Source organism: Peribacillus sp. NPDC076916, assembly GCF_050269675.1.
GTDB lineage: Bacteria > Bacillota > Bacilli > Bacillales > DSM-1321 > Peribacillus > Peribacillus aracenensis.
The window spans coordinates 710819-730765 of sequence record NZ_JBNNIU010000003.1 but is presented as its reverse complement, the minus strand read 5'-3'; the positions used below and the strand labels follow the sequence as shown (position 1 = coordinate 730765).

Sequence of the window (19947 nt, the reverse complement as noted above, 5' to 3'; positions counted from 1 at the left end):
TGATATAAAAGTCCCTTCCGCTATGTAATAATCACTTCGGTTCTTCATGATTATCATTCCTCCCGTTATTTTATTAAGTAGATCCTACTATTCATCTGTCATATAGAACCAATATATAAACATATTTTAACAAATATACTTGGTGATTTGTTATCAATCACTCTATTAGCGTTTTTTCTTTTCAAGAGACTCTGTTAACAAGAGAAAAGGATCTTTGAAAAGATCCTTTGAGGCTAATCATTAAGTTGATCATTCACTAGTTTTCTCTGGATAGTGGCAGGAAAGATCATTAGTCCGCCGGTAAAGGCACATCCCTTTAGGCACCTTCTCTGATCAGGAACTCCCTCACAAGTGAAAGGAAATGAAGGGACCCTGTGATGACAAGGATCTCTTTTCCTCCTGTTTTCCTTCTGCCTTCCGTTATTGCCGCCTGCCAATCCCTTTTTATACTTTTATTTGGATGACTGCACTTTTCATAAAGCGTTTTCGCATCCGCCGCCCGTTCATGGTCGAATTCGGTAATGATGATTTCCATCGCTTCCGTTTCCAGTCCATGAAGCATCTCGGAATAATTTTTATCTTTAAATGAACTGAATACGAACCGGTACTTATAGTCGGGGTAATGCACTTTTAGCGTTTCCTTCAGTACGTCGATGCCGGCAGGATTATGTGCACCATCAATGATCACCAATGGCTCATCCGATATTTTTTCAAAGCGGCCATCCCATTTCGCTTCCCCTATTCCCTTAAGTATGCTTTTTTCATCGATATTTTCCATTCCTAATGTGACAGCAGCAATGGCCAGTGCCGCATTCTCCATTTGATGGCGCCCTAACATCCGCATTTCCACATTTTCGATGGACCTGTCTGCAAGCGAAAAGGAGAAACTTTGCCCTCGTTCACTTTGCTTTATTTTGCCTACATGAAAGTCTTTGCCTAATTGGTAATAAGGTACGCCTAATGACGACGCTTTTTCTTCAATTACTTTTGCTGGTTCCCCGGCTGTGACTCCGCTAATGACCGGCGCCCCGCTTTTAATGATGCCCGCCTTCTCAAAAGCAATTTCCCCAAGTGTGTTTCCCAGGATGTTCGTATGTTCCAAAGAAATCGAGGTAATGATCGAAAGAAACGGCTGGATGACATTCGTTGTATCGAGCCTGCCTCCCAAACCGGTTTCCATCAAAACCAAATCCACTTCCTTTTTGCTAAAATAAGAGAATGCCATGGCAGTCAAAATTTCGAACTGAGTGGGACCATTCCCCTTACTGTCCATCCCTTGGATGATCGGCCAAAGCTCCTGGAAGACAGCGATAAAATCCTTATCACTGATTTCATCCTCGTTTATCTTCAGCTGCTCATTCATCCGTATTAAATAAGGCGAAGTGAAGGAAGCGACCCGAATGCCTTGGGCAAGCAGGATTTCTTTAATATATTGCAGTGTTGACCCTTTCCCGTTGGATCCTGCAATGTGAATATACTTTAGTGCCTTGTGCGGGTCACCTAATTCAGTTAACAATGTTTCCATTCGTGATAGGCCAAAATTCATGCCCAATTGAACTTGGCGCCGTTCAAAAAAATGATTGATTTCTTTCATGGTTGTTACCATTATCGTTGAGCCTCCTCTTTCTTTATACCGCTCTTATGCGTTAAGATTATTTTATCAATATATGAACGATTAACCTAGATGAAAGGTAGTGTTTTACCATGAAACCTTCAGATTTCCACTGTTGGATTGTCGTTAACGGCTATTTACAGCATGATAAGTTTTCCAGTTTGGCTTTGTTCATTAAAGAGGCGGCTGAAAGGAAAGATATCATGGCAACCCTTATCCGCAATTCAGATCTCTTTCCCATTATCGAAAAAGGAGTGCCGCTGCTTAAAGGTGCCTTTGAGAAGCTGCCAGATTTTGTCCTGTTCATGGATAAAGACATTCATTTGGCGCGCCATTTGGAATTGCTCGGCATCCCCGTATATAACAGCAGTACAGCGATTGATATTTGCGACAGCAAAGCAAAAACACATCAAGCATTGACCGGCCATGGCATACCGATGCCGAAAACCATATTTCCCCCTTTTACCTACGAAGGGATAGAAAGGGGCCATATGGATGCTTTCATGCAAATCGGCAATGAACTTGGGTATCCCCTTGTCGTTAAGGAAGCATACGGTTCTTTTGGGGAACAAGTATATTTAATCCCAACAGAGGATGAGTTACTAAAGACGATCCATGATCTTGGCCACAAGCCATTTATACTCCAGGAATTCATCAAGCACAGCAAAGGTCGGGACATTCGTGTGAATGTCGTGGGCAATCAAGTCATAGCAGCGATGCAACGCCATTCCGAGCAAGACTTCCGAGCTAATATGACTGCCGGGGGACAGGCTGCACCATATATACCCACCAGTGAAGAAGCACAACTTGCCATCCGATGTGCGCAAATTCTGGGTGCCGACTTCGCTGGCGTCGATTTGTTGTTCGGTGAAGAAGGTCCGCTTTTGTGCGAAGTGAATTCGAATTCGCATTTACTGAATATTTATGAATGTACAGGCATCAACATCGCTGATAGCATGTTCGATTATATCTTGAAAGAATTAGGAAAAGGAAGTGCATCTGATGAAAAAACAAGCAGGTTGGTTGATTTATAACCGTGAAGATGCCTTGAAGAATAAGGGATACATAGATTGGATGCTTGATGAAGCAAGTAAGCTTGATCTTGATTTACACTTTCACTTTCGGGAAGACCTTAGGATCGGTCATCGTTTCAACGAGTTGTACGTGGAACATGGGACACAGCCCATTTCATTGCCGGACTTTGCTATCGTCCGGACCATCGACCCTTTTTTTACAAAGCAACTTGAGCAACTGGGGATTGCTTGCTTTAACTCCTCCTTCGTATCGGAAATCGCGAACGACAAAGCAAAGACGCATCAATATTTGTCCTCGCTCGGGATTCCAATGGCCGATACCGTATATTGTAACGGGAGGCCGAGTGCCGATGACATGGAATTCCCTTTCATTGCTAAGGAAACACGTGGTCGCGGCGGGAAACAAGTATATCTAATCGAGCATGCCGATGATCTTGCCGAACTGGATGATGGAAATTGGATAGTCCAAAAACCTGGCTTATTCGGCAGGGATATCCGCGTCTTTGTGGTTGGGAAAAAAGTGAAGGCTGCTGTACTTAGGGAATCCGCTTCCAGTTTCAAGGCAAATTATACGCTGGGCGGATCGGCTTCTCTATATGAGCTGACTGCATCTGAATTAGCCCTTGTTGAAAGGGTAATGAGTTCGTTTGATTTTGGCCTGGTCGGTATCGATTTCATATTGGCGGAAGATGGCAGCCTCATGCTTAACGAAATCGAGGATGTCGTCGGCAGCCGGACATTAAGTGCACTAAGTGATATGAATATCGTACGGGAGTACCTTTCATTCATAAAAGAAAGAATTTCATCCTAATGGAATATTTTTCTTGAATAGCGTTTAAACACAAAAAGGATGAACCGGCTTCAAGCTGGTTCATCCTTTTGTTTTACAGTTGTTTCAGTTCGCTGATCCTGTGGACTACAGAGTCGCGTTTTTCGCTATAGTCTTTTTCCTTGGCACGTTCTTCTTCGATGACGCTTGCCGGCGCCTTTTTAACGAAGCCCTCGTTGCCCAATTTTTTCTGTACGCGCTCAACTTCTTTATTAAGTTTGTCGAGTTCTTTTTCAAGACGTTTCACTTCTTCGTCAATATTGATCAGTCCTGTAAGCGGAAGGATTAGCTCTACGCCAGTTACGACAGCTGTCATGGCTTGAGCAGGCTCTTCGACTTCGATTCCGATCGTCAATTGTTCAGGATTACAGAAACGCTCGATATAGCTGCTGTTTTTCTGTAAAGTCCCTAAGATGGATTCATCTTTCGCTTTTAAGATTAAATTGATTTTTTTGCTTAGCGGTGTGTTCACCTCAGCACGGATATTACGGACTGAGCGGATGATTTCAACCAGCAGCTTCATTTCCTCGGCTGCAGCTGTATCCGTCAACCCTTCATTAACTTCCGGCCAAGCGGCAACAGTGATGGACTCACCTTGATGCGGTAGGTTCTGCCAGATTTCTTCGGTAATGAATGGCATGAACGGGTGTAACAATCTCATCGTATTATCCAGTACATAAGCCAAGATCGAGCGCGTCGTCTTCTTAGCTGCTTCGTCTTCGCCATATAGCGGAAGCTTCGCCATTTCAATATACCAGTCACAGAAATCATCCCAAATGAAGTTGTAAAGCACACGGCCCACTTCACCAAACTCATAACGGTCCGCAAGTCTGGTTACGTTTGAAATCGTTTCATTCAAACGCGTCAAGATCCATTTATCAGCTACAGACTTCTCACCGCTTAAATCGATTTCGTCATAAGTCATGCCGTTCATGTTCATCAAAGCAAAACGGGATGCGTTCCAAATCTTATTGGAGAAGTTCCAAACCGCTTCCACTTTTTCCGTGCTATAACGAAGGTCCTGGCCTGGCGAGCTGCCCGTGGATAAGAAGTAACGCAGCGAATCGGCACCGTATTGATCGATTACATCCATCGGATCGACACCATTGCCAAGCGATTTACTCATCTTGCGCCCCTGTTCGTCACGAACCAGACCGTGTATCAGCACATCTTCAAATGGACGTTCACCTGTGAACTCAAGAGCTTGGAAAATCATCCGCGATACCCAGAAGAAAATGATATCATAGCCTGTCACAAGTGCCCCGGTTGGATAGTAGCGTTGGAAATCGACATTGTCCTTGTCAGGCCAGCCCATAGTCGAGAACGGCCATAATGCCGAGCTGAACCATGTATCAAGAACATCTGTATCTTGTTCCCAGTTTTCAGCGTCCGCAGGTTCTTCGTGACCTACATACACTTCACCTGTTTCTTTATGGTACCAGGCTGGAATGCGGTGACCCCACCAAAGCTGACGGGAAATGCACCAGTCGCGGATATTTTCCATCCAATGCAGGTACGTTTTTTCGAAACGGTCCGGTACGAAATGAACTTTTTCCTCATCGGTTCCTTTTTGAAGCTCAACGGATGCATCAGCCAACGGCTGCATTTTAACGAACCATTGAGTCGAAAGATACGGTTCAACAACAGCACCGCTTCTCTCTGAATGGCCGACTGAGTGAAGGTGATCTTCGATTTTGAAAAGTACTCCTTCTTCCTGAAGGTCCTTGACGATTTGTTTCCGGCATTCAAAACGGTCCATGCCTTCATATTTACCAGCCTTTTCATTCATCGAGCCATCTTCATGCATGACAAGGATGCGTTCCAAATCGTGACGGTTCCCGATTTCGAAGTCATTCGGATCATGAGCCGGAGTAATTTTGACCGCGCCTGAACCGAATTCCATATCGACATAATCATCACCGACAATCGGGATTTCCCGGCCTGTAATTGGCAAGCGGACCATTTTGCCGATCAAGTGTTTATAACGGTCATCTTCAGGGTGTACAGCCACAGCAGTATCGCCAAGCATAGTTTCTGGACGGGTGGTGGCAATTTCAATTTCTCCTGATCCGTCAACCAAAGGATATTTCATATGGTAAAATGCGCCCTGCACATCTTTGTAAATAACCTCGATATCGGATAACGCCGTTTTCGTTGATGGATCCCAGTTGATGATGTATTCGCCGCGATAAATCAAGCCCTTGTTATAAAGCGAAACGAACACTTCGCGCACAGCTTTTGAAAGCCCTTCATCAAGAGTGAAGCGTTCACGTGTATAATCAAGTCCAAGACCGAGCTTTGACCATTGATCACGGATATGGCTCGCATATTCCTCTTTCCATTTCCAAGTCTCTTCGACGAATTTTTCTCGCCCAAGGTCATAACGGCTCACGCCTTCCGCACGAAGTTTTTGTTCTACTTTCGCTTGAGTGGCGATACCGGCATGGTCCATGCCCGGTAACCATAAAACGTCATAGCCTTGCATCCTCTTCATGCGTGTCAATATATCTTGAAGCGTCGTATCCCAAGCATGGCCAAGATGAAGCTTACCTGTCACGTTAGGCGGCGGGATGACAATCGTATATGGTTCTTTTTTATCGTCAACCGTCGTTTCGAAAAACTTTCCATCAAGCCACCATTTGTAGCGGCCTTTCTCTATCGTCTGCGGATCATATTTAGTCGGCATAGAAATTTGGTTCTCTTCCATAACATTTCCTCCTTTTTGGGCATAAAAAAAACTTCCATCATCACAAAAGGACGAAGGAAGTTGTTCGCGGTGCCACCTTTTTTCCGAAAAATAAAAAAATCTTTTTCGGCTCTCAAATCGGATAACGGCTCTTCACCGGCCTTCGCTACTAAGAGGTTCACGAAGACTGCTCGCGGACGACTTCGGATGCTGCTGCCTGGAAACCTCGCACCAATTTGGTTTCCTCTCTGAAAAGTGCATTTCATCTTACTATTTCCGGTCTTTGCATTGATTTATATTCATATGTAAAATCATTGAATGCATATAGTATATAGTACAAAAAACATGGGGCTCGAGTCAATCATCTTTTCGCTTACTTTCTCAGGAATCATCGCTTTTGATACAATTCAAGTTCATTTTCTTTATTTTATCCGCCAGAAACAGTGAATGTGACGGCTGTTTCACCTTTTCCACTGCCCACCCATACAATATAAGAAGTCCTAAAAAGGAAGGTAATATTATGAAGCGAAGATATACTCCCTATACTTTACCGCCTTGGGTGAAGAAATTCCGCGGTGTCTGCCAGCAGTTCATCTTCCCCTTTATTGTGTTCCAAGGATTACGTACGCTGATTTTCCCGACTTTCTTCGATATGCTCCTGCTAATCGCCTTTATTTTCCTGGCCATGTCTTTGTATTTCGAATGGATTTAAGTATTCCCTTACAGCAAAAAAATATACATGACTGGAGATAATCCAATCATGTATATTTAGCTTGGGGGTGATTGTTCTTCTTTGGCAGCCTCGGCGGCAGCCTTTTTCTGCTGTTCGATTTCTTCAATTTTCATCACCATATATTCAATATTTTTCAAAAGCCAAAATTGCCGCTGCAGTTGTGTAACATTATCTAGCTCTGAACGATGGCCCGTGCCATCGGAGTAACCCTTCACTAATTCCAAAGCTGACCCAGGGAATGCCAGATAGCTTTGCATGAGCAGCAATTCTTCTTCTTTCAACGGAAAATAACGAAAATAGTTATATAGCCAGTCAACGCAGTCATCGCATTGGACAGGATAGGTCCTGGCCGATTTAACGAGAAATGGCAGTAAATCGAAATGCGGCGGAGCTGTATTCGAATTCTCAAAATTGATGAAGTAGCCATAACCCCGCTCATCATAAACGAAATGCTTCATGGAAACCTTTCCGTGCGTGACGACGGTTCGAACCTTTTCACTATCCTTCGTTTTTTCATACCAGGTTTCAAATTTCTTGATCGAGTACCTCAGCGCCTGTGAAATATCAGTGTAGAAAGAACAAACCGTCAGTTCGAATGGAGACATATACCACTTCTTTTCACAGCTGACAATATACTCATCTATGAATTCCTTCTCGTTATTCCAGGCATCAAGCGTCCGCTCATAATGGGCTTCCCGTTCCTCGATATCCACTTGTATTTCCTTAACGGAAAGTGTATGCATCCGAGCGAGCTCCCTGAACATTTGCTTATGATTTTCATCGCGCTCCCCGTCCCTATCATTATTGAGCCAGGGCATCAGGTAATACAAACGTCCATTATGAAGAACGGCGTAACGTTGATCCATCGTTTGATAAATGGGAACGATCCGGTTATAGCCGCGATGGTACAATTTTTGAACATTTTTGATAAAATCAATGCCGTTCTGCGGTAACATGGATTTCAAGGCAAATGTACCACGATCACTGTAAACTTTTTTTACACGTCCGAAGTCCTCAATATATTGTACATACATGGCATATTCCTTCAATACGGTCTCCGCGTCCCAATCCCGATTGACAGGCTGCTGATTCTCGTTTTCCCTCACGAGACTCACTCACTTTCTCTAAAAAACTAAACGATCCGATTCCTCTAGCACCTAAAAAACAGGAGCAGACCATATGCTCTGCTCTCTGTCCTGGTCAATTCTTATATGCAACCGCCTTCGGTATATAGATGACTTGCCCTTCATGGACGTTCTGATTCGACTCCAATTCATTGCTGAAAAGTATCGATTGAACCGTAACATCATATCGTTGAGCCAAGTCATCAAGCGTTTCCCCTTGCTGAACAATGCAAACCTTCATCCTTACTAGTTCTTCTTCTTGTTTCCGTCCGAATAAATCCATGATGGATAGCTGCTTTTCATCATGATTGGCCGTTTCTTTATCATCACGTTCCGCGGCTTGTTTCCTGCCTTTGAAATTCTTACCCTCCTTAGCCGGAGGCGCTGGTCTTCCCCTCTTTTTGAATAGATCGCTTATGGACGAATTGGATTCCTCTTCCTGTTCCACCTTCACATTCTCATTAAGGATAGGGCCCGCTGCAACTTCATCTTCTCCTTGCCGGATAACATCCTCGGATTCTATATTTGAAACAGGGCTATTTTGATGCTTGGTTGCATGACTTGGCTCTTCCACTACATCTTCTCTCAATGTCACCTTAGGAATCTCCATCTTCTCCATGGAATCCTGACTGCTTGGTACTTCCTCCAGTTTTGCCTCTCCCATTGAAGGTACTTTTTCCGCGGAGTCAGGAGGATCGCCGATTACTTCTTCTTCTACAGCTTCTTCCTCTCTATGCACTTCCGCTTCCCACTCCTCCTCTTCCGGATATGGTGAAACGGGCATTTCAAAAACTGGGGCATTATGCTGATCGCTTAAAAAAATCGGTTCCTCTTCTTCTTCTTCTTCGTTTGCTTCGGAAACTCGTTTTGATTCTGCAGTAAAAGGCGCGTATAACTCTTCTTCCTCCTCATCACGGAAAATAGGCTGAAAATCCGGGATTGGCGGCACTGCAGCTGCATAAGGAATATATGACTCAATTTCCTCCCCATCCGTTTCTTCCTGTTCCTCTGTTTCCCCAACTTCCTGCTCAGTATCGTAACGTTCTTCCACATATGAATCATTATAGATTCCGGTTATCAAAAGGTCCGCCTGCAATTTCAAACAGTTATGCTCTGGCATGGCATAATCAAAGCTTTGAATCGAGACATCGACCTCATCCAATGAGGCAATCCGATTATTCGGAATCGTTATATCAACCGGAAAACGGTGTGTGAACTCATTAAGTCCATCGAGATGCCTCTCGACCTTTTGAACCGCTTTTGGCAAAAAGGTCTGCGAAAACTCCTCTTCTTCACCATTTTGCGAGCCTTTGTATTCACCGCTTAAATCTAACGAGCCTCGTATATAAACATATTGATCACTTTCTTGAATCGCCACATTCGGATCAAGGGAAATGGAATATAGCTCAGCCACTTCCTGTCCCTTCTGGAACCAAACGGATTCCTCTAAAGAAAATCGTAAATACGATTCATTTTCTTGCGACAAGACAACTCCTCCTTTCAGCTTCAGGAAACGGTACCTATACCAATATCAATCTATGAAGGAAGGAAGCTGATTATTCCTTAATTTCATTTGCAATACTCCTTATCTTTCCTAAGCCTTTTAATAAGAAGGAGATTCAATTTTCAGGCAGGATTGTATCAATCGGGCTGAAAAATCCGGCATGATCCGGGCTACCGTCTTATTAATTCGGCCTATCTACATTCGGGAATTCTACCAATTCATTCGGCCTCCTACTTTTGATTCGTTTCTTCCATTAATGGTTGAATTCAAAAAAAACTGGCTACCTTTCTCCAAAAGCCTTTGGAGAAAGGTAGCCAGTTCAAATTATTTATATCTAATATAGCGGTAGTTCATGACGCCTTGCATCATTTTTTTAATTTTGCAAAAGCCCGTTCTGCCGCTGCAATGGTCTTTTCGATATCTTCATCACTATGTGCAGTGGAAAGGAATAAACCTTCAAACTGTGATGGTGGCAAGTAGATGCCTTGATTCGCCATTTCCCTATAGTAAGAAGCAAAGAACTCTAAGTCGGATGTTTTGGCTGTATCATAGTTTATGACTTCTTCATTAGTAAAGAAAAGTCCAATCATGGAACCGGCACGGTTGAATGTATGGGGAACTCCGTACTTTTCCGCTGCTTCTCCAATTCCTTTTTCGAGCATATCCCCTTTTCGGGTGAACTCATCATAGGATTCTGGAGTCAATTGGCTCAGCGTTTCAAGGCCAGCCGTCATCGCAAGAGGATTACCAGATAATGTCCCTGCTTGATAGATTGTCCCACTCGGGGCAATCTGTTCCATGAATTCGCGCTTGCCTCCGAATGCTCCGACAGGCAATCCGCCGCCAATTACTTTCCCAAGGCAAGTCAGGTCAGGTACGATGCCAAAATAGCCTTGTGCACAATTATAGCCGACACGGAACCCTGTCATAACTTCGTCAAAGATCAATAAAGCCCCGTATTGGGTCGTTACTTCACGTAAGCCTTCGAGGAAACCAGGTTGTGGCGGGACCACGCCCATGTTCCCTGCAACAGGTTCCACGATGATGCAAGCGATGTCTTCGCCAAATTGTTCAAACGCATATTTGGTTGCAGCAAGATCATTATATGCCACGGTAATCGTATTTTTAGCAATGCCTTCCGGTACTCCAGGGCTATCCGGTAAACCTAACGTTGCAACGCCTGAACCCGCTTTGATTAGCAATGAATCGCCATGGCCATGATAGGAACCTTCGAATTTCAGGATTTTATCCCGGCCTGTAATGCCTCGTGCCAGCCTTAGTGCACTCATCGTCGCTTCGGTTCCTGAAGATACCATCCGGATCATTTCAATCGATGGCACCCGTTCAATGACCAACTTGGCCAGTTCATTCTCGATCAGCGTAGAGGTTCCGAAGCTTGTACCTGATTCCGCTACCTTTTTCAATGATTCCACGACACGGTCATTCGTGTGACCAAGGATAAGCGGTCCCCATGATAGAACATAGTCGATATATTCATTTCCATCGATATCATACATTTTTGAGCCTTTTCCACGCTCCATGAAAATGGGATCCATGTCCACAGATTTAAAGGCACGTACCGGGCTGTTCACGCCGCCTGGCATCAAATTTTTTGCTTCGGCAAACGCTTTTTTCGATTTTTCATATGACCGCATGATTCCATCCCCTTTTTCCATTACAGGTTATATTTTTTATATCATTGATTATCTTCGTTTATCCAGCGTGCTACCTCTTTTGAAAAATACGTAATGATCAAGTCGGAACCTGCGCGTTTCAAGCCTGTCAGCATTTCCATCACTATCGCTTTTTCATCAATCCAGCCATTTTGGGCAGCAGCCTTGACCATTGAATATTCACCGCTGACATTATAGGAAACAACCGGAAGATTAAAGTTATTCTTAACGTCCCTGATGATGTCCATGTAGGAAAGGGCTGGTTTCACGATTAGGAAATCCGCACCTTCAGCAACATCGGATTCAGCCTCACGGAACGCTTCAAGGCGATTGGCGGGATCCATTTGGTAAGTTTTCCTGTCGCCAAATTGTGGCGCACCATTCGCAGCATCACGGAATGGGCCGTAAAAAGCCGAAGCGTATTTCACCGCATAGGACATGATCGGAATATCTTCATACCCCGCTTCATCCAGACCTGTACGGATGGCCGCAACGAAACCGTCCATCATATTGGAAGGCGCAATGATATCGGCGCCGGCCTCTGCCTGGCTGATTGCCGTTTTGGCAAGAAGGTCAAGAGAAGCGTCATTAAGGATTTTTTCCCCTTCAACTACCCCGCAATGGCCATGGCTTGTATACTCACAAAGGCAGGTATCCGCAATGACAATAACTTCTGGATATTGTTTTTTAATAAAGCGGGTTGCCTCCTGCACAAGTCCGTTGTGATGAAATGCCCCTGTGCCTTGTTCGTCTTTATCATGATCAAAAGGGACACCGAATAAAATGACTGATTTGATTCCCAGACTCACGACTTCATCCATTTCGGCCCCCAGATTATCCATCGATAGCTGATAGATGCCTGGCATGGAGTTGATTTCATTTTTCACATTTTCCCCGTCGATGACGAAGATCGGATAGATCAAATCCTCTTTATGCAATTGCGTTTCACGGACTAATGCCCTCATGCCAGCACTTGCACGCAAGCGGCGGTGGCGATTGAATGGAATGTTTTTCATTTTAAAGTTCCTCCCTTTTTACTTCTTTTCAAGATGAAGCGTATTAACTCCGCAACCATGGCATCCGTCGTATATACATCTGGACAGACATCGACGGATAGCCCATGTTTTTCAGCTGTTTTAGCGGCAATCGGCCCGATGCAGGCGATGATGATCCGGTCTATGTATGTATCCAATCCATGGCGTTTCATGATCTGCAAAAAATGATTGACCGTCGATGAACTCGTAAAGGTTATGATGTCGATTTCATGGTTCTTTATAAGACGCACCAGTTTTTTTTCACTGCTTCGGGGAAGCACTGTATGATAAATAATCACTTCATCACAAGATGCACCAGCTTCATTGATCGCCTCCGCAATGACTGCCCTTGCGAGATTTCCTTTTGCCAGCAGCACGCGTGCCCCCGGATCAAGCCGGGTATTGAACTCCGCCACGAACCCTTCCGCAACAAACTGAGCTGGAACGAAATCCGCCTTATATCCATGCCGTTTCAGGGCCGCTTCTGTTTTGGAGCCGATTACGGCTATTTTCGGAAGCTTTAAAGGCTGGTCTCCAAGTAGCTTAAAGAAGAAATCCACCCCATTTTGACTGGTCAGAATGATCCAGTCATATGTAAGCAACTCTTCTAACCGCTGTTGTACACCTTCCAAATGATCAGGAAGAGTGAACTCAAGCAATGGCACAAGAAGCGGCGTTCCGCCATTTTTTTCGATCGACTCTTTTAAACCATCTGCCTGTCCTTTCCCTCTGGTGATTAATACCTGATAATCCTTAAGAGGTTGAACGGGATTCATTACTGATCAAGCTCTTCTTTTACGCGATCGATCAATGCTTTACCGCCCATTTCACTAATCTGTTTGGCAGCAGCATGCCCAACCGCCTCGGGATCAGCGCCCTCAACCATTTCTTTATAAATCACCTTTCCATCCGGGGCAGCGACCAAAGCCGTCAACGAAACGGATCCATTTTCTTTTGCCACCGCAAATCCGGCAATCGGCACCTGGCATCCGCCTTCCATTTTATCCAAAAAGGCACGTTCCGCTTCAACCGTTCTTTTCGTTTTTTCACAGGTCAATTTCGCAAGTTCCGCCAACAGATCCTTGTCATCTTCGCGGCATTCAATGGAAAGTGCTCCTTGTCCAACTGCCGGAATGCAAATATCCTCATCTAAAAATTCCGTTACGATGTCCTGTTCCCATCCCATTCTTGATAGTCCGGCCGCTGCTAAAATGATGGCATCATAATCTTCCGTTTTCAGCTTATTCAGACGGGTATCGATATTACCGCGAATCCATTTAATTTCAAGGTCCGGCCTTCTAGCCAAAATTTGCGCGCCGCGGCGCAAGCTGCTTGTACCTATGATGGAACCGGGCTTCAGTTCGGAAAGAGTTTCATGGTTCTTTGAAATCAAGGCATCCCGATGGTCCTCCCTAGGTGGTATGCAGCCAATCGTCAAGCCTGGAGGCAGCACTGCAGGCATATCTTTCATACTATGTACGGCCATATCAATTTCTTTATCAAGCATCGCTTGTTCGATTTCTTTAACGAATAAGCCCTTTCCGCCTACCTTGGAAAGTGTAACATCAAGGATTTGGTCACCCTTTGTGACAATTTCCTTCACCTCGAACTCGTATGGGACCCCAAGCCCTTTAAGTTGATCGATAACCCAGTTCGTTTGGGTAATCGCTAATTTACTACGTCTAGAACCGACAATTATTTTTCTCATAGTTTCCTCCTAAGTATTCCAAAAGTGGAATGTTGAAAGGCTTCCGAAAAGGAAAAAGTTAATTAACACAATCATGAAAGATCCAATATTCAGAAAGGCTAGCGTCCTTCCATACATTTGTTTCCGAATTTTCAAGTATAAAAACACACTGTAAGCGATAAGCAAAATGAATGAGCCGATGATTTTCATGTCCAGCCACGATACCCCAGGCACTTTTATATAAGCCCATTGAATCCCCAGGATAAGGGAGACCACTAATAATGGAACACCTATTACCGCGAGGACATAAGACATATGCTCGAGCTTTGTTAAATCGCCGAGTCGAAGCAGGCGTTTCCCCCATTTCTTCCTTTTCAGTAAATCATATTGAATTAAGTATAAAAGTGAAAAAACGAAAGAAAGTGTGAATGCCCCATATGATAGGATGGCAAAAGTGATATGTATGAGCAATAGCTCCGAAACCAGGCGCTGTGCAAGCACTTGAGATTCTATCTGAACAGGTGCGAAGGTATGGATGGCCATGACCATGAAACCTAGTACATTCGTAAAAAAGACCGTAAAATCGACTCTTAGCAATCGGTTAATGATTAAAGATAGCGATATGAGGACCCATGCATAAAAATATAAGCCTTCAAAAATCGTCAATACCGGGAACCTTCCCGTTTTCAACACATACAGAAACAAAAAAATTGTTTGCAGTACCCAAACAATAGAAAGCAACCAGAAGGCGACCCTATTCGCCTTCTGGTTATTATTAAGGAAATCGATAAAATATAAAAGCATACTGACGGCATACAACAAAACAGTGGCTTCATGCAATCTTGTCATTAGTAATTCCATATCTACCCCATTACTGGACAGGAACTGGATTCAATAGGGATGGTTTGGAGCTGTTCCGTTCTTTTTCATCCGCAACCAGCTGGTCTTCAATCAATTCCTCTAAATGGAAGATTTTCACGAAATTATTCAATTGCTCTTTTGCATTCGGCTCATCTGCCAGCTCTTTTGCATAAAGGATCGGATCTTTCAGCATTTGGTTGATGATGCTTTTCGTATGCTTGTTCAGAACCTTTTTGTCACGTTCGCTTAAATGCGGAAGCTTTCTTTCGATGCTCTCCATCGTTTCCTTCTGGATCGATAGGGATTTTTCCCGTAAAGAAGAAATGACGGGAACCACACCAAGCAAATTAATCCATTGGTTGAAGTCCACAATTTCCGATTCGATCATCAATTCTATTTTCTCGGCAGCTTTTTTACGTTCTTCGATATTGGCTTGCACGATCCCTTCAAGATCGTCAATGTCATACAAGAAGACATTTTCCAGCTCGGCCAATGTCGGATCGAGGTCACGCGGCACTGCGATATCGACCATGAAAATAGGACGGCCTTTACGAAGCTTATTGATGAATGACATCATTTCCTTTGTTACAAGAAGATCTTTTGATCCAGTTGAAGTAATCAGGATATCAGTTTCCACTAAAGCGCATTGCAGCTCTTGAAGCTGTTTCGCCGTACCATTGAATCTCTCGGCCAGGTCAACCGCTTTCTGGAACGTACGGTTAATGACCGTAATGCTGTCTGCGCCATTGCTATGAAGATTTTGTATGGCCAGCTCACCCATCTTACCGGCCCCAAGAATCAAGACATTCTTGCCGTTCAGGCCTCCAAAGATCTTTTTTGCAAGCTCGACTGCCGCATAGCTGACGGAAACGGCATTGGTATTGATTTCGGTTTCCGAATGAGCTTTTTTAGCTAATGTAAGGGCTTGCTTGAAGAGATGGTTAAAAACGGTACCGATCGTATCTTCCTTCTGACCTAACAGATAGCTTGAACGTACTTGTCCCAAAATCTGAGTTTCTCCCAGTATCATGGAATTCAAGCCGCAGGTAACTGAAAATAAATGCTCGACAGCCCCATCACCTTCATAAATGAACAGATATTTAGAAAATTCTTCTTTATCGATATTGAACCATTCCGAAAGAAATTCCTTTATATAATACCTGCTTGTATGAAGCTGATCACCGACCGCATATATTTCCGTCCTGTTGCATGTAGAAATAATAATGTTTTCCAAGATGCTTTTTTTATTTTTAAGAGCTTTCATTGCCTCGGCAAGTTCGGCTTCGTTAAACGATAGTTTTTCCCGAATTTCTACAGGGGCAGTTTTGTAATTTATACCAACCGCTAGAATATGCATCCTTTTGTTTTGCACCCCCAAAATTTTTCATGTAAATTTATTATACCATGTACTAAAATGGTTTCACGCAAATAATATGAACAGTTTATGAAAACGTATGCTACCATGGAAAAGACAGCCAAAACGCCAGAATTATTACAAAAGGTGTCTAAGCGGATTTGTAAGTTACATAAGTTACATACATGTTTCGACATTGTGTACAAAAGTACCATATCAAAAATGGCAAAAAACTTCAAGTAATCGAATTGCATAGGAGGATAAAATGAAAACGCAGCGTATTTTCCCAGGAATCGTTTTAATGGGTTTCGGGCTCTATTTTTTTCTAGAACATTCCCAAATCGAAATCTTTCCAGGCTTTTTCAGCTGGCCCACTTTATTATGTATAGTAGGTGCCGCCTTCCTGATTCAGGCATATAGCGGTAATGAATATGAGTCCATCCTGCCAGGCGTCATCTTACTCGGGTTCGGGGCTCACTTCCACATCGTCGAGAACCTGGATATTTGGCCGGATAATATAGGTATCTTTATTTTAATCATCTCTCTGGGATTTATTCTCCGGGCACGCAAAACAAATTCTGGAATGTTTCACGGCATGGTACTATTCATCATCTCGATCACTTTATTATTCTATGATAAAATCAAAACGTCTTTCGGGTTTGATGTTACAACTACCGCGAACATCGAAAGGTTTTGGCCATTTGCCTTGATGGCAATCGGCATTTATTTTTTGGTTCGAAAAAAGTGAAAATTTTTGATTGGCAATTTATACGAATTACATAATGAAAAAGGGTATTCCAGATGCGGAATACCCTTTTCTTTTACATATATTTCTTAAGGACGCCCCATGCTTGTTCCTTACCTTCGCCTGTTTCACCAGAGAATAGAAGCAATTCATCTTCTTTTTCCATATTTAACGTTTGGCGCGTGATTTTCAAGTGCTTCTGCCATTTGCCTTTTGGAATTTTATCCGCTTTAGTGGCAATAACGATCCGGGGCAGATCATAATGCTTCAGGAATTCATACATTGCGATATCATCCTTTGTCGGCGGATGACGCAAATCGACGATCAGAAGCGCAGCGCGGAGCTGGTCACGGGAAGTGAAGTACGTTTCAATCATCTTTCCCCAAGCATCACGCTCGGTCTTAGATACTTTTGCATAACCATAACCAGGTACATCCACAAAATGGAGTGCTTCATTTATGATATAAAAATTCAAGGTTTGCGTCTTACCCGGTTTAGAGGATGTGCGCGCCAAGTTTTTTCGATTGATCATTTTGTTGATGAAACTGGATTTCCCAACGTTGGAACGGCCTGCCAAGGCAAATTCCGGTATTGGGGTATTGGGATATTGTTCAGGCTTCACAGCACTGATGACAATATCTGAACTCGTCACTTTCATTCGTTCACACCTACCAATGCATGCTCAAGGACTTCATCGACGTGTGAAACTGGAACAAAAGTTAATGCTTTACGGACACTTTCCGGGATATCATCAATATCCTTTTCGTTATTTTGCGGGATGATGATTTTCGTAAGTCCTGCGCGATGGGCCGCTAAAGATTTTTCTTTAAGCCCGCCGATCGGAAGAACCCGTCCGCGTAATGTAATTTCGCCTGTCATGCCTACCTCTTTTCTGATCGGCCTATTTGTAAGGGCCGATATTAACGCTGTTGCAATCGTGATGCCTGCAGAAGGGCCATCTTTTGGGACCGCACCTTCGGGGACATGAATATGGATATCATATTTTTCATGGAAGTTCGCATCAATCTGAAGTTTCTCGGTTTTTGAACGGACATAACTGAAAGCAGCCTGTGCTGACTCTTTCATTACATCGCCAAGCTTTCCTGTCAGAATCAGCTTGCCTTTACCTGGTGATAAGGAAACCTCGATTTGCAGCGTATCGCCACCTACCGACGTGTACGCTAACCCATTGGCTACACCGACTTGGTTCTCGACTTCCGCCTGTCCATAATGGAACATGGTTTTCCCTAAAAACTCCTCGACATTCTTTTCAGAAATGACGACCCGCTTTTTATCTCCGGACACGATGATTTTTGCAGTCTTCCGACAGATGCTTGCAAGCTGTCGCTCCAGACTCCGAACGCCGGCTTCCCGAGTATAGTAACGGATGATTTTTGTTAGAGCTTCCTCACGTATTTGCAGTTGTGTCTTCAATAGACCATGGTTTTCCAGCTGTCTAGGCAGCAAGTGATCCTTGGCTATATGAAGTTTCTCTATCTCAGTATAACCTGCAATCGAAATGATTTCCATACGATCACGAAGCGGACCGGGAATCGATCCCAAATTATTCGCCGTCGCGACGAACATGACTTTGGAAAGATCGTAGGTTTCTTCAATATAATGATCACTGAAATTATGATTTTGCTCCGGATCAAGCACCTCCAGCATCGCTGCAGATGGGTCTCCCCTAAAGTCATTGGACATCTTATCCACCTCGTCCAGTAAAAAGACAGGGTTGATCGTTCCGGCTTTTTTCATGCCTTGAATGATCCGTCCCGGCATCGCCCCTACATATGTGCGGCGATGTCCGCGGATTTCTGATTCATCGCGCACTCCGCCTAAAGATATACGGACGAAATTCCTATTCAGGGATGAAGCGATCGATTTAGCCAGGCTCGTTTTCCCGACCCCTGGCGGTCCCACCAAACAAAGGATCGGTCCCTTCAATGAATTGGTCAATTGCTGGACGGCCAAATACTCAAGCACCCGCTCCTTCACCTTTTCCAAACCATGGTGGTCCCTGTTCAGGATTTTTTCGGCTTTATGAATATTCAAGTCATCTTTGGTCGCTTTAGTCCATGGAAGCGAAATCAGCCATTCGATATAATTGCGGATGACAGAACTCTCGGCTGAGCTCGAAGGAACTTTTTCATAACGGTCCAATTCCTTTAATGCCGTTTCTTTGATATGCTCAGGCATATCCGCTTCTTCAATCTTTTCGTTGAGGACCTCAATCTCCCCTGTTTTTCCTTCTTTATCGCCCAATTCCTTTTGGATCGCTTTCATTTGTTCTCGTAAATAATATTCCTTTTGAGTCCGTTCCATCGAACGCTTAACACGCTGGCCGATCTTTTTCTCGAGAAAAAGAACTTCCTTCTCGTTATTGATGATCTCGATGACACGGCTTAAACGCTCTTTCATATCAATGGTCTCAAGCACTTCTTGCTTCTCCTTCAATTTCAAAGGCAAGTGTGAAGCGATTATATCCGCTAATCGCCCAGGCTCTTCAATATCCGCAGTGGAAGAAAACGTTTCACCGGTTATCTTTTTGGACATTTTTATGTATTGTTCAAAATAATCCAGTAGTGTGCGCATTAATGCTTGATGTTCAGCATCCTTTTCATCACTGTCTTCATATATTTTAATCTTGGCACCATAATGTGTCTCATAATCGTAAAATTCAATGACTTCTGCGCGGTTCAACCCTTCCACCAACACCCGGATTGTACCATTCGGAAGCTTCAACATCTGTTTTACCTTTGTTAAAGTTCCCATTGTAAATAAATCTTCTTCACCTGGTTCGTCCAACGAAACATCTTGTTGTGTCGTCAAAAATATAAGATGGTCTTCCACCATTGCTTTCTCAAGGGCTTGCACTGATCTATCTCGGCCTACATCTAAATGAAGTACCATCGTTGGATATACAAGCAATCCTCTTAGCGGCAGGAGGGGGACGATGATTTCTTTATCAGTCATTTCCTGACACCTCCATCTAATTAGTATCGTCGTTGTAAACTATTTACCCATGTTCTCAACCTTTTAACAATTCTATCCTATTTATATAGAAGTGT

Annotated in this window: 16 protein-coding genes and 1 other annotated feature; of the genes, 4 read left to right on the top strand and 12 right to left on the bottom strand. The window is 43.7% G+C overall.

All coding sequences use genetic code 11. From position 1 onward, the window contains the following. Positions 1-316: 316 nt before the first annotated feature. Entirely contained in the window at positions 317-1606 is a 1290-nt protein-coding gene (locus ACQKFG_RS13095) for a bifunctional folylpolyglutamate synthase/dihydrofolate synthase (RefSeq protein WP_427559486.1), read from the bottom strand. Between the two features lie 98 nt (positions 1607-1704). Between ACQKFG_RS13095 and ACQKFG_RS13090 the strand changes: the two genes are divergently transcribed. Both ACQKFG_RS13090 and ACQKFG_RS13085 read left to right on the top strand, forming a co-directional pair. Then, positions 1705-2646 (top strand): ATP-grasp domain-containing protein, encoded by a 942-nt coding sequence (locus ACQKFG_RS13090; RefSeq protein ID WP_427559483.1) that lies wholly within the window; start codon positions 1705-1707, stop codon positions 2644-2646. Beyond that, on the top strand, positions 2615-3457 hold the full coding sequence (locus ACQKFG_RS13085; protein ID WP_427559480.1) for an ATP-grasp domain-containing protein: 843 nt from the start codon (positions 2615-2617) through the stop codon (positions 3455-3457). Before ACQKFG_RS13090 ends, ACQKFG_RS13085 begins: the two co-directional genes overlap by 32 nt. Before the next feature lie 73 nt (positions 3458-3530). Here ACQKFG_RS13085 and ACQKFG_RS13080 read toward each other — a convergent pair whose 3' ends face one another. Next, positions 3531-6182, bottom strand: a complete 2652-nt coding sequence (locus ACQKFG_RS13080; protein ID WP_427559477.1) for a valine--tRNA ligase — start codon at positions 6180-6182, stop codon at positions 3531-3533. 43 nt (positions 6183-6225) lie between these two features. Further along, positions 6226-6454 (bottom strand) — a binding site (T-box leader). 227 nt (positions 6455-6681) lie between these two features. Here ACQKFG_RS13080 and ACQKFG_RS13075 point away from each other — a divergent pair. Continuing rightward, entirely contained in the window at positions 6682-6873 is a 192-nt protein-coding gene (locus ACQKFG_RS13075; RefSeq protein WP_192205965.1) for a hypothetical protein, read from the top strand. A 56-nt stretch (positions 6874-6929) separates the two neighbouring features. Here the strand turns inward: ACQKFG_RS13075 and ysxE are convergent, their stop codons facing one another. From ysxE to hemA, 8 genes are all read right to left on the bottom strand, one after another. Further along, positions 6930-8000: a spore coat protein YsxE gene (ysxE, locus tag ACQKFG_RS13070; RefSeq protein ID WP_427559474.1), complete on the bottom strand. Its 1071-nt coding sequence runs from the start codon at positions 7998-8000 to the stop codon at positions 6930-6932. Between the two features lie 94 nt (positions 8001-8094). Then, a complete protein-coding gene (gene spoVID, locus ACQKFG_RS13065) occupies positions 8095-9504 on the bottom strand; it encodes a stage VI sporulation protein D (protein ID WP_427559472.1) in 1410 nt (469 codons plus the stop codon). Positions 9505-9887: 383 nt separating this feature from the next. Next, positions 9888-11177 (bottom strand): glutamate-1-semialdehyde 2,1-aminomutase, encoded by a 1290-nt coding sequence (gene hemL, locus ACQKFG_RS13060; RefSeq protein ID WP_369619357.1) that lies wholly within the window; start codon positions 11175-11177, stop codon positions 9888-9890. A 41-nt stretch (positions 11178-11218) separates the two neighbouring features. Next, positions 11219-12211: a porphobilinogen synthase gene (gene hemB / locus ACQKFG_RS13055; protein ID WP_076364930.1), complete on the bottom strand. Its 993-nt coding sequence runs from the start codon at positions 12209-12211 to the stop codon at positions 11219-11221. After that, a complete protein-coding gene (locus ACQKFG_RS13050) occupies positions 12208-13005 on the bottom strand; it encodes a uroporphyrinogen-III synthase (RefSeq protein WP_427559468.1) in 798 nt (265 codons plus the stop codon). The genes hemB and ACQKFG_RS13050 overlap by 4 nt, the downstream gene beginning before the upstream one ends. Further along, positions 13005-13937 (bottom strand): hydroxymethylbilane synthase, encoded by a 933-nt coding sequence (hemC, locus tag ACQKFG_RS13045; protein ID WP_353872299.1) that lies wholly within the window; start codon positions 13935-13937, stop codon positions 13005-13007. Before hemC ends, ACQKFG_RS13050 begins: the two co-directional genes overlap by 1 nt. Before the next feature lie 9 nt (positions 13938-13946). After that, positions 13947-14777, bottom strand: a complete 831-nt coding sequence (locus tag ACQKFG_RS13040) for a cytochrome C assembly family protein (RefSeq protein WP_076364924.1) — start codon at positions 14775-14777, stop codon at positions 13947-13949. 10 nt (positions 14778-14787) lie between these two features. After that, complete coding sequence (gene hemA / locus ACQKFG_RS13035) at positions 14788-16134, bottom strand: glutamyl-tRNA reductase (RefSeq protein ID WP_427559463.1); 1347 nt, start codon at positions 16132-16134, stop codon at positions 14788-14790. A 262-nt stretch (positions 16135-16396) separates the two neighbouring features. Between hemA and ACQKFG_RS13030 the strand changes: the two genes are divergently transcribed. Further along, positions 16397-16879 (top strand): LiaF transmembrane domain-containing protein, encoded by a 483-nt coding sequence (locus ACQKFG_RS13030; protein ID WP_192205971.1) that lies wholly within the window; start codon positions 16397-16399, stop codon positions 16877-16879. 73 nt (positions 16880-16952) lie between these two features. On the opposite strand, the gene yihA is transcribed toward ACQKFG_RS13030, so the two are convergent. Then, positions 16953-17534 (bottom strand): ribosome biogenesis GTP-binding protein YihA/YsxC, encoded by a 582-nt coding sequence (gene yihA, locus ACQKFG_RS13025; protein ID WP_034308918.1) that lies wholly within the window; start codon positions 17532-17534, stop codon positions 16953-16955. After that, positions 17531-19852, bottom strand: coding sequence for an endopeptidase La (gene lon, locus ACQKFG_RS13020; protein WP_192205972.1), 2322 nt, complete (start codon positions 19850-19852; stop codon positions 17531-17533). Before lon ends, yihA begins: the two co-directional genes overlap by 4 nt. Positions 19853-19947 lie beyond the last annotated feature (95 nt).

What these genes read in the sequence shown, in the direction of transcription:
- hemA (WP_427559463.1), bottom strand. Translation starts at nt 16,134, where the DNA reads ATGCATATTCTAGCGGTTGGTATAAATTACAAAACTGCCCCTGTAGAA.
- lon (WP_192205972.1), bottom strand. Translation starts at nt 19,852, where the DNA reads ATGACTGATAAAGAAATCATCGTCCCCCTCCTGCCGCTAAGAGGATTG.
- ACQKFG_RS13040 (WP_076364924.1), bottom strand. Translation starts at nt 14,777, where the DNA reads ATGGAATTACTAATGACAAGATTGCATGAAGCCACTGTTTTGTTGTAT.
- hemC (WP_353872299.1), bottom strand. Translation starts at nt 13,937, where the DNA reads ATGAGAAAAATAATTGTCGGTTCTAGACGTAGTAAATTAGCGATTACC.
- ACQKFG_RS13095 (WP_427559486.1), bottom strand. Translation starts at nt 1,606, where the DNA reads ATGGTAACAACCATGAAAGAAATCAATCATTTTTTTGAACGGCGCCAA.
- hemL (WP_369619357.1), bottom strand. Translation starts at nt 11,177, where the DNA reads ATGCGGTCATATGAAAAATCGAAAAAAGCGTTTGCCGAAGCAAAAAAT.
- ACQKFG_RS13085 (WP_427559480.1), top strand. Translation starts at nt 2,615, where the DNA reads ATGAAAAAACAAGCAGGTTGGTTGATTTATAACCGTGAAGATGCCTTG.
- ACQKFG_RS13075 (WP_192205965.1), top strand. Translation starts at nt 6,682, where the DNA reads ATGAAGCGAAGATATACTCCCTATACTTTACCGCCTTGGGTGAAGAAA.
- ACQKFG_RS13080 (WP_427559477.1), bottom strand. Translation starts at nt 6,182, where the DNA reads ATGGAAGAGAACCAAATTTCTATGCCGACTAAATATGATCCGCAGACG.
- ACQKFG_RS13090 (WP_427559483.1), top strand. Translation starts at nt 1,705, where the DNA reads ATGAAACCTTCAGATTTCCACTGTTGGATTGTCGTTAACGGCTATTTA.
- ACQKFG_RS13030 (WP_192205971.1), top strand. Translation starts at nt 16,397, where the DNA reads ATGAAAACGCAGCGTATTTTCCCAGGAATCGTTTTAATGGGTTTCGGG.
- yihA (WP_034308918.1), bottom strand. Translation starts at nt 17,534, where the DNA reads ATGAAAGTGACGAGTTCAGATATTGTCATCAGTGCTGTGAAGCCTGAA.
- ACQKFG_RS13050 (WP_427559468.1), bottom strand. Translation starts at nt 13,005, where the DNA reads ATGAATCCCGTTCAACCTCTTAAGGATTATCAGGTATTAATCACCAGA.
- hemB (WP_076364930.1), bottom strand. Translation starts at nt 12,211, where the DNA reads ATGAAAAACATTCCATTCAATCGCCACCGCCGCTTGCGTGCAAGTGCT.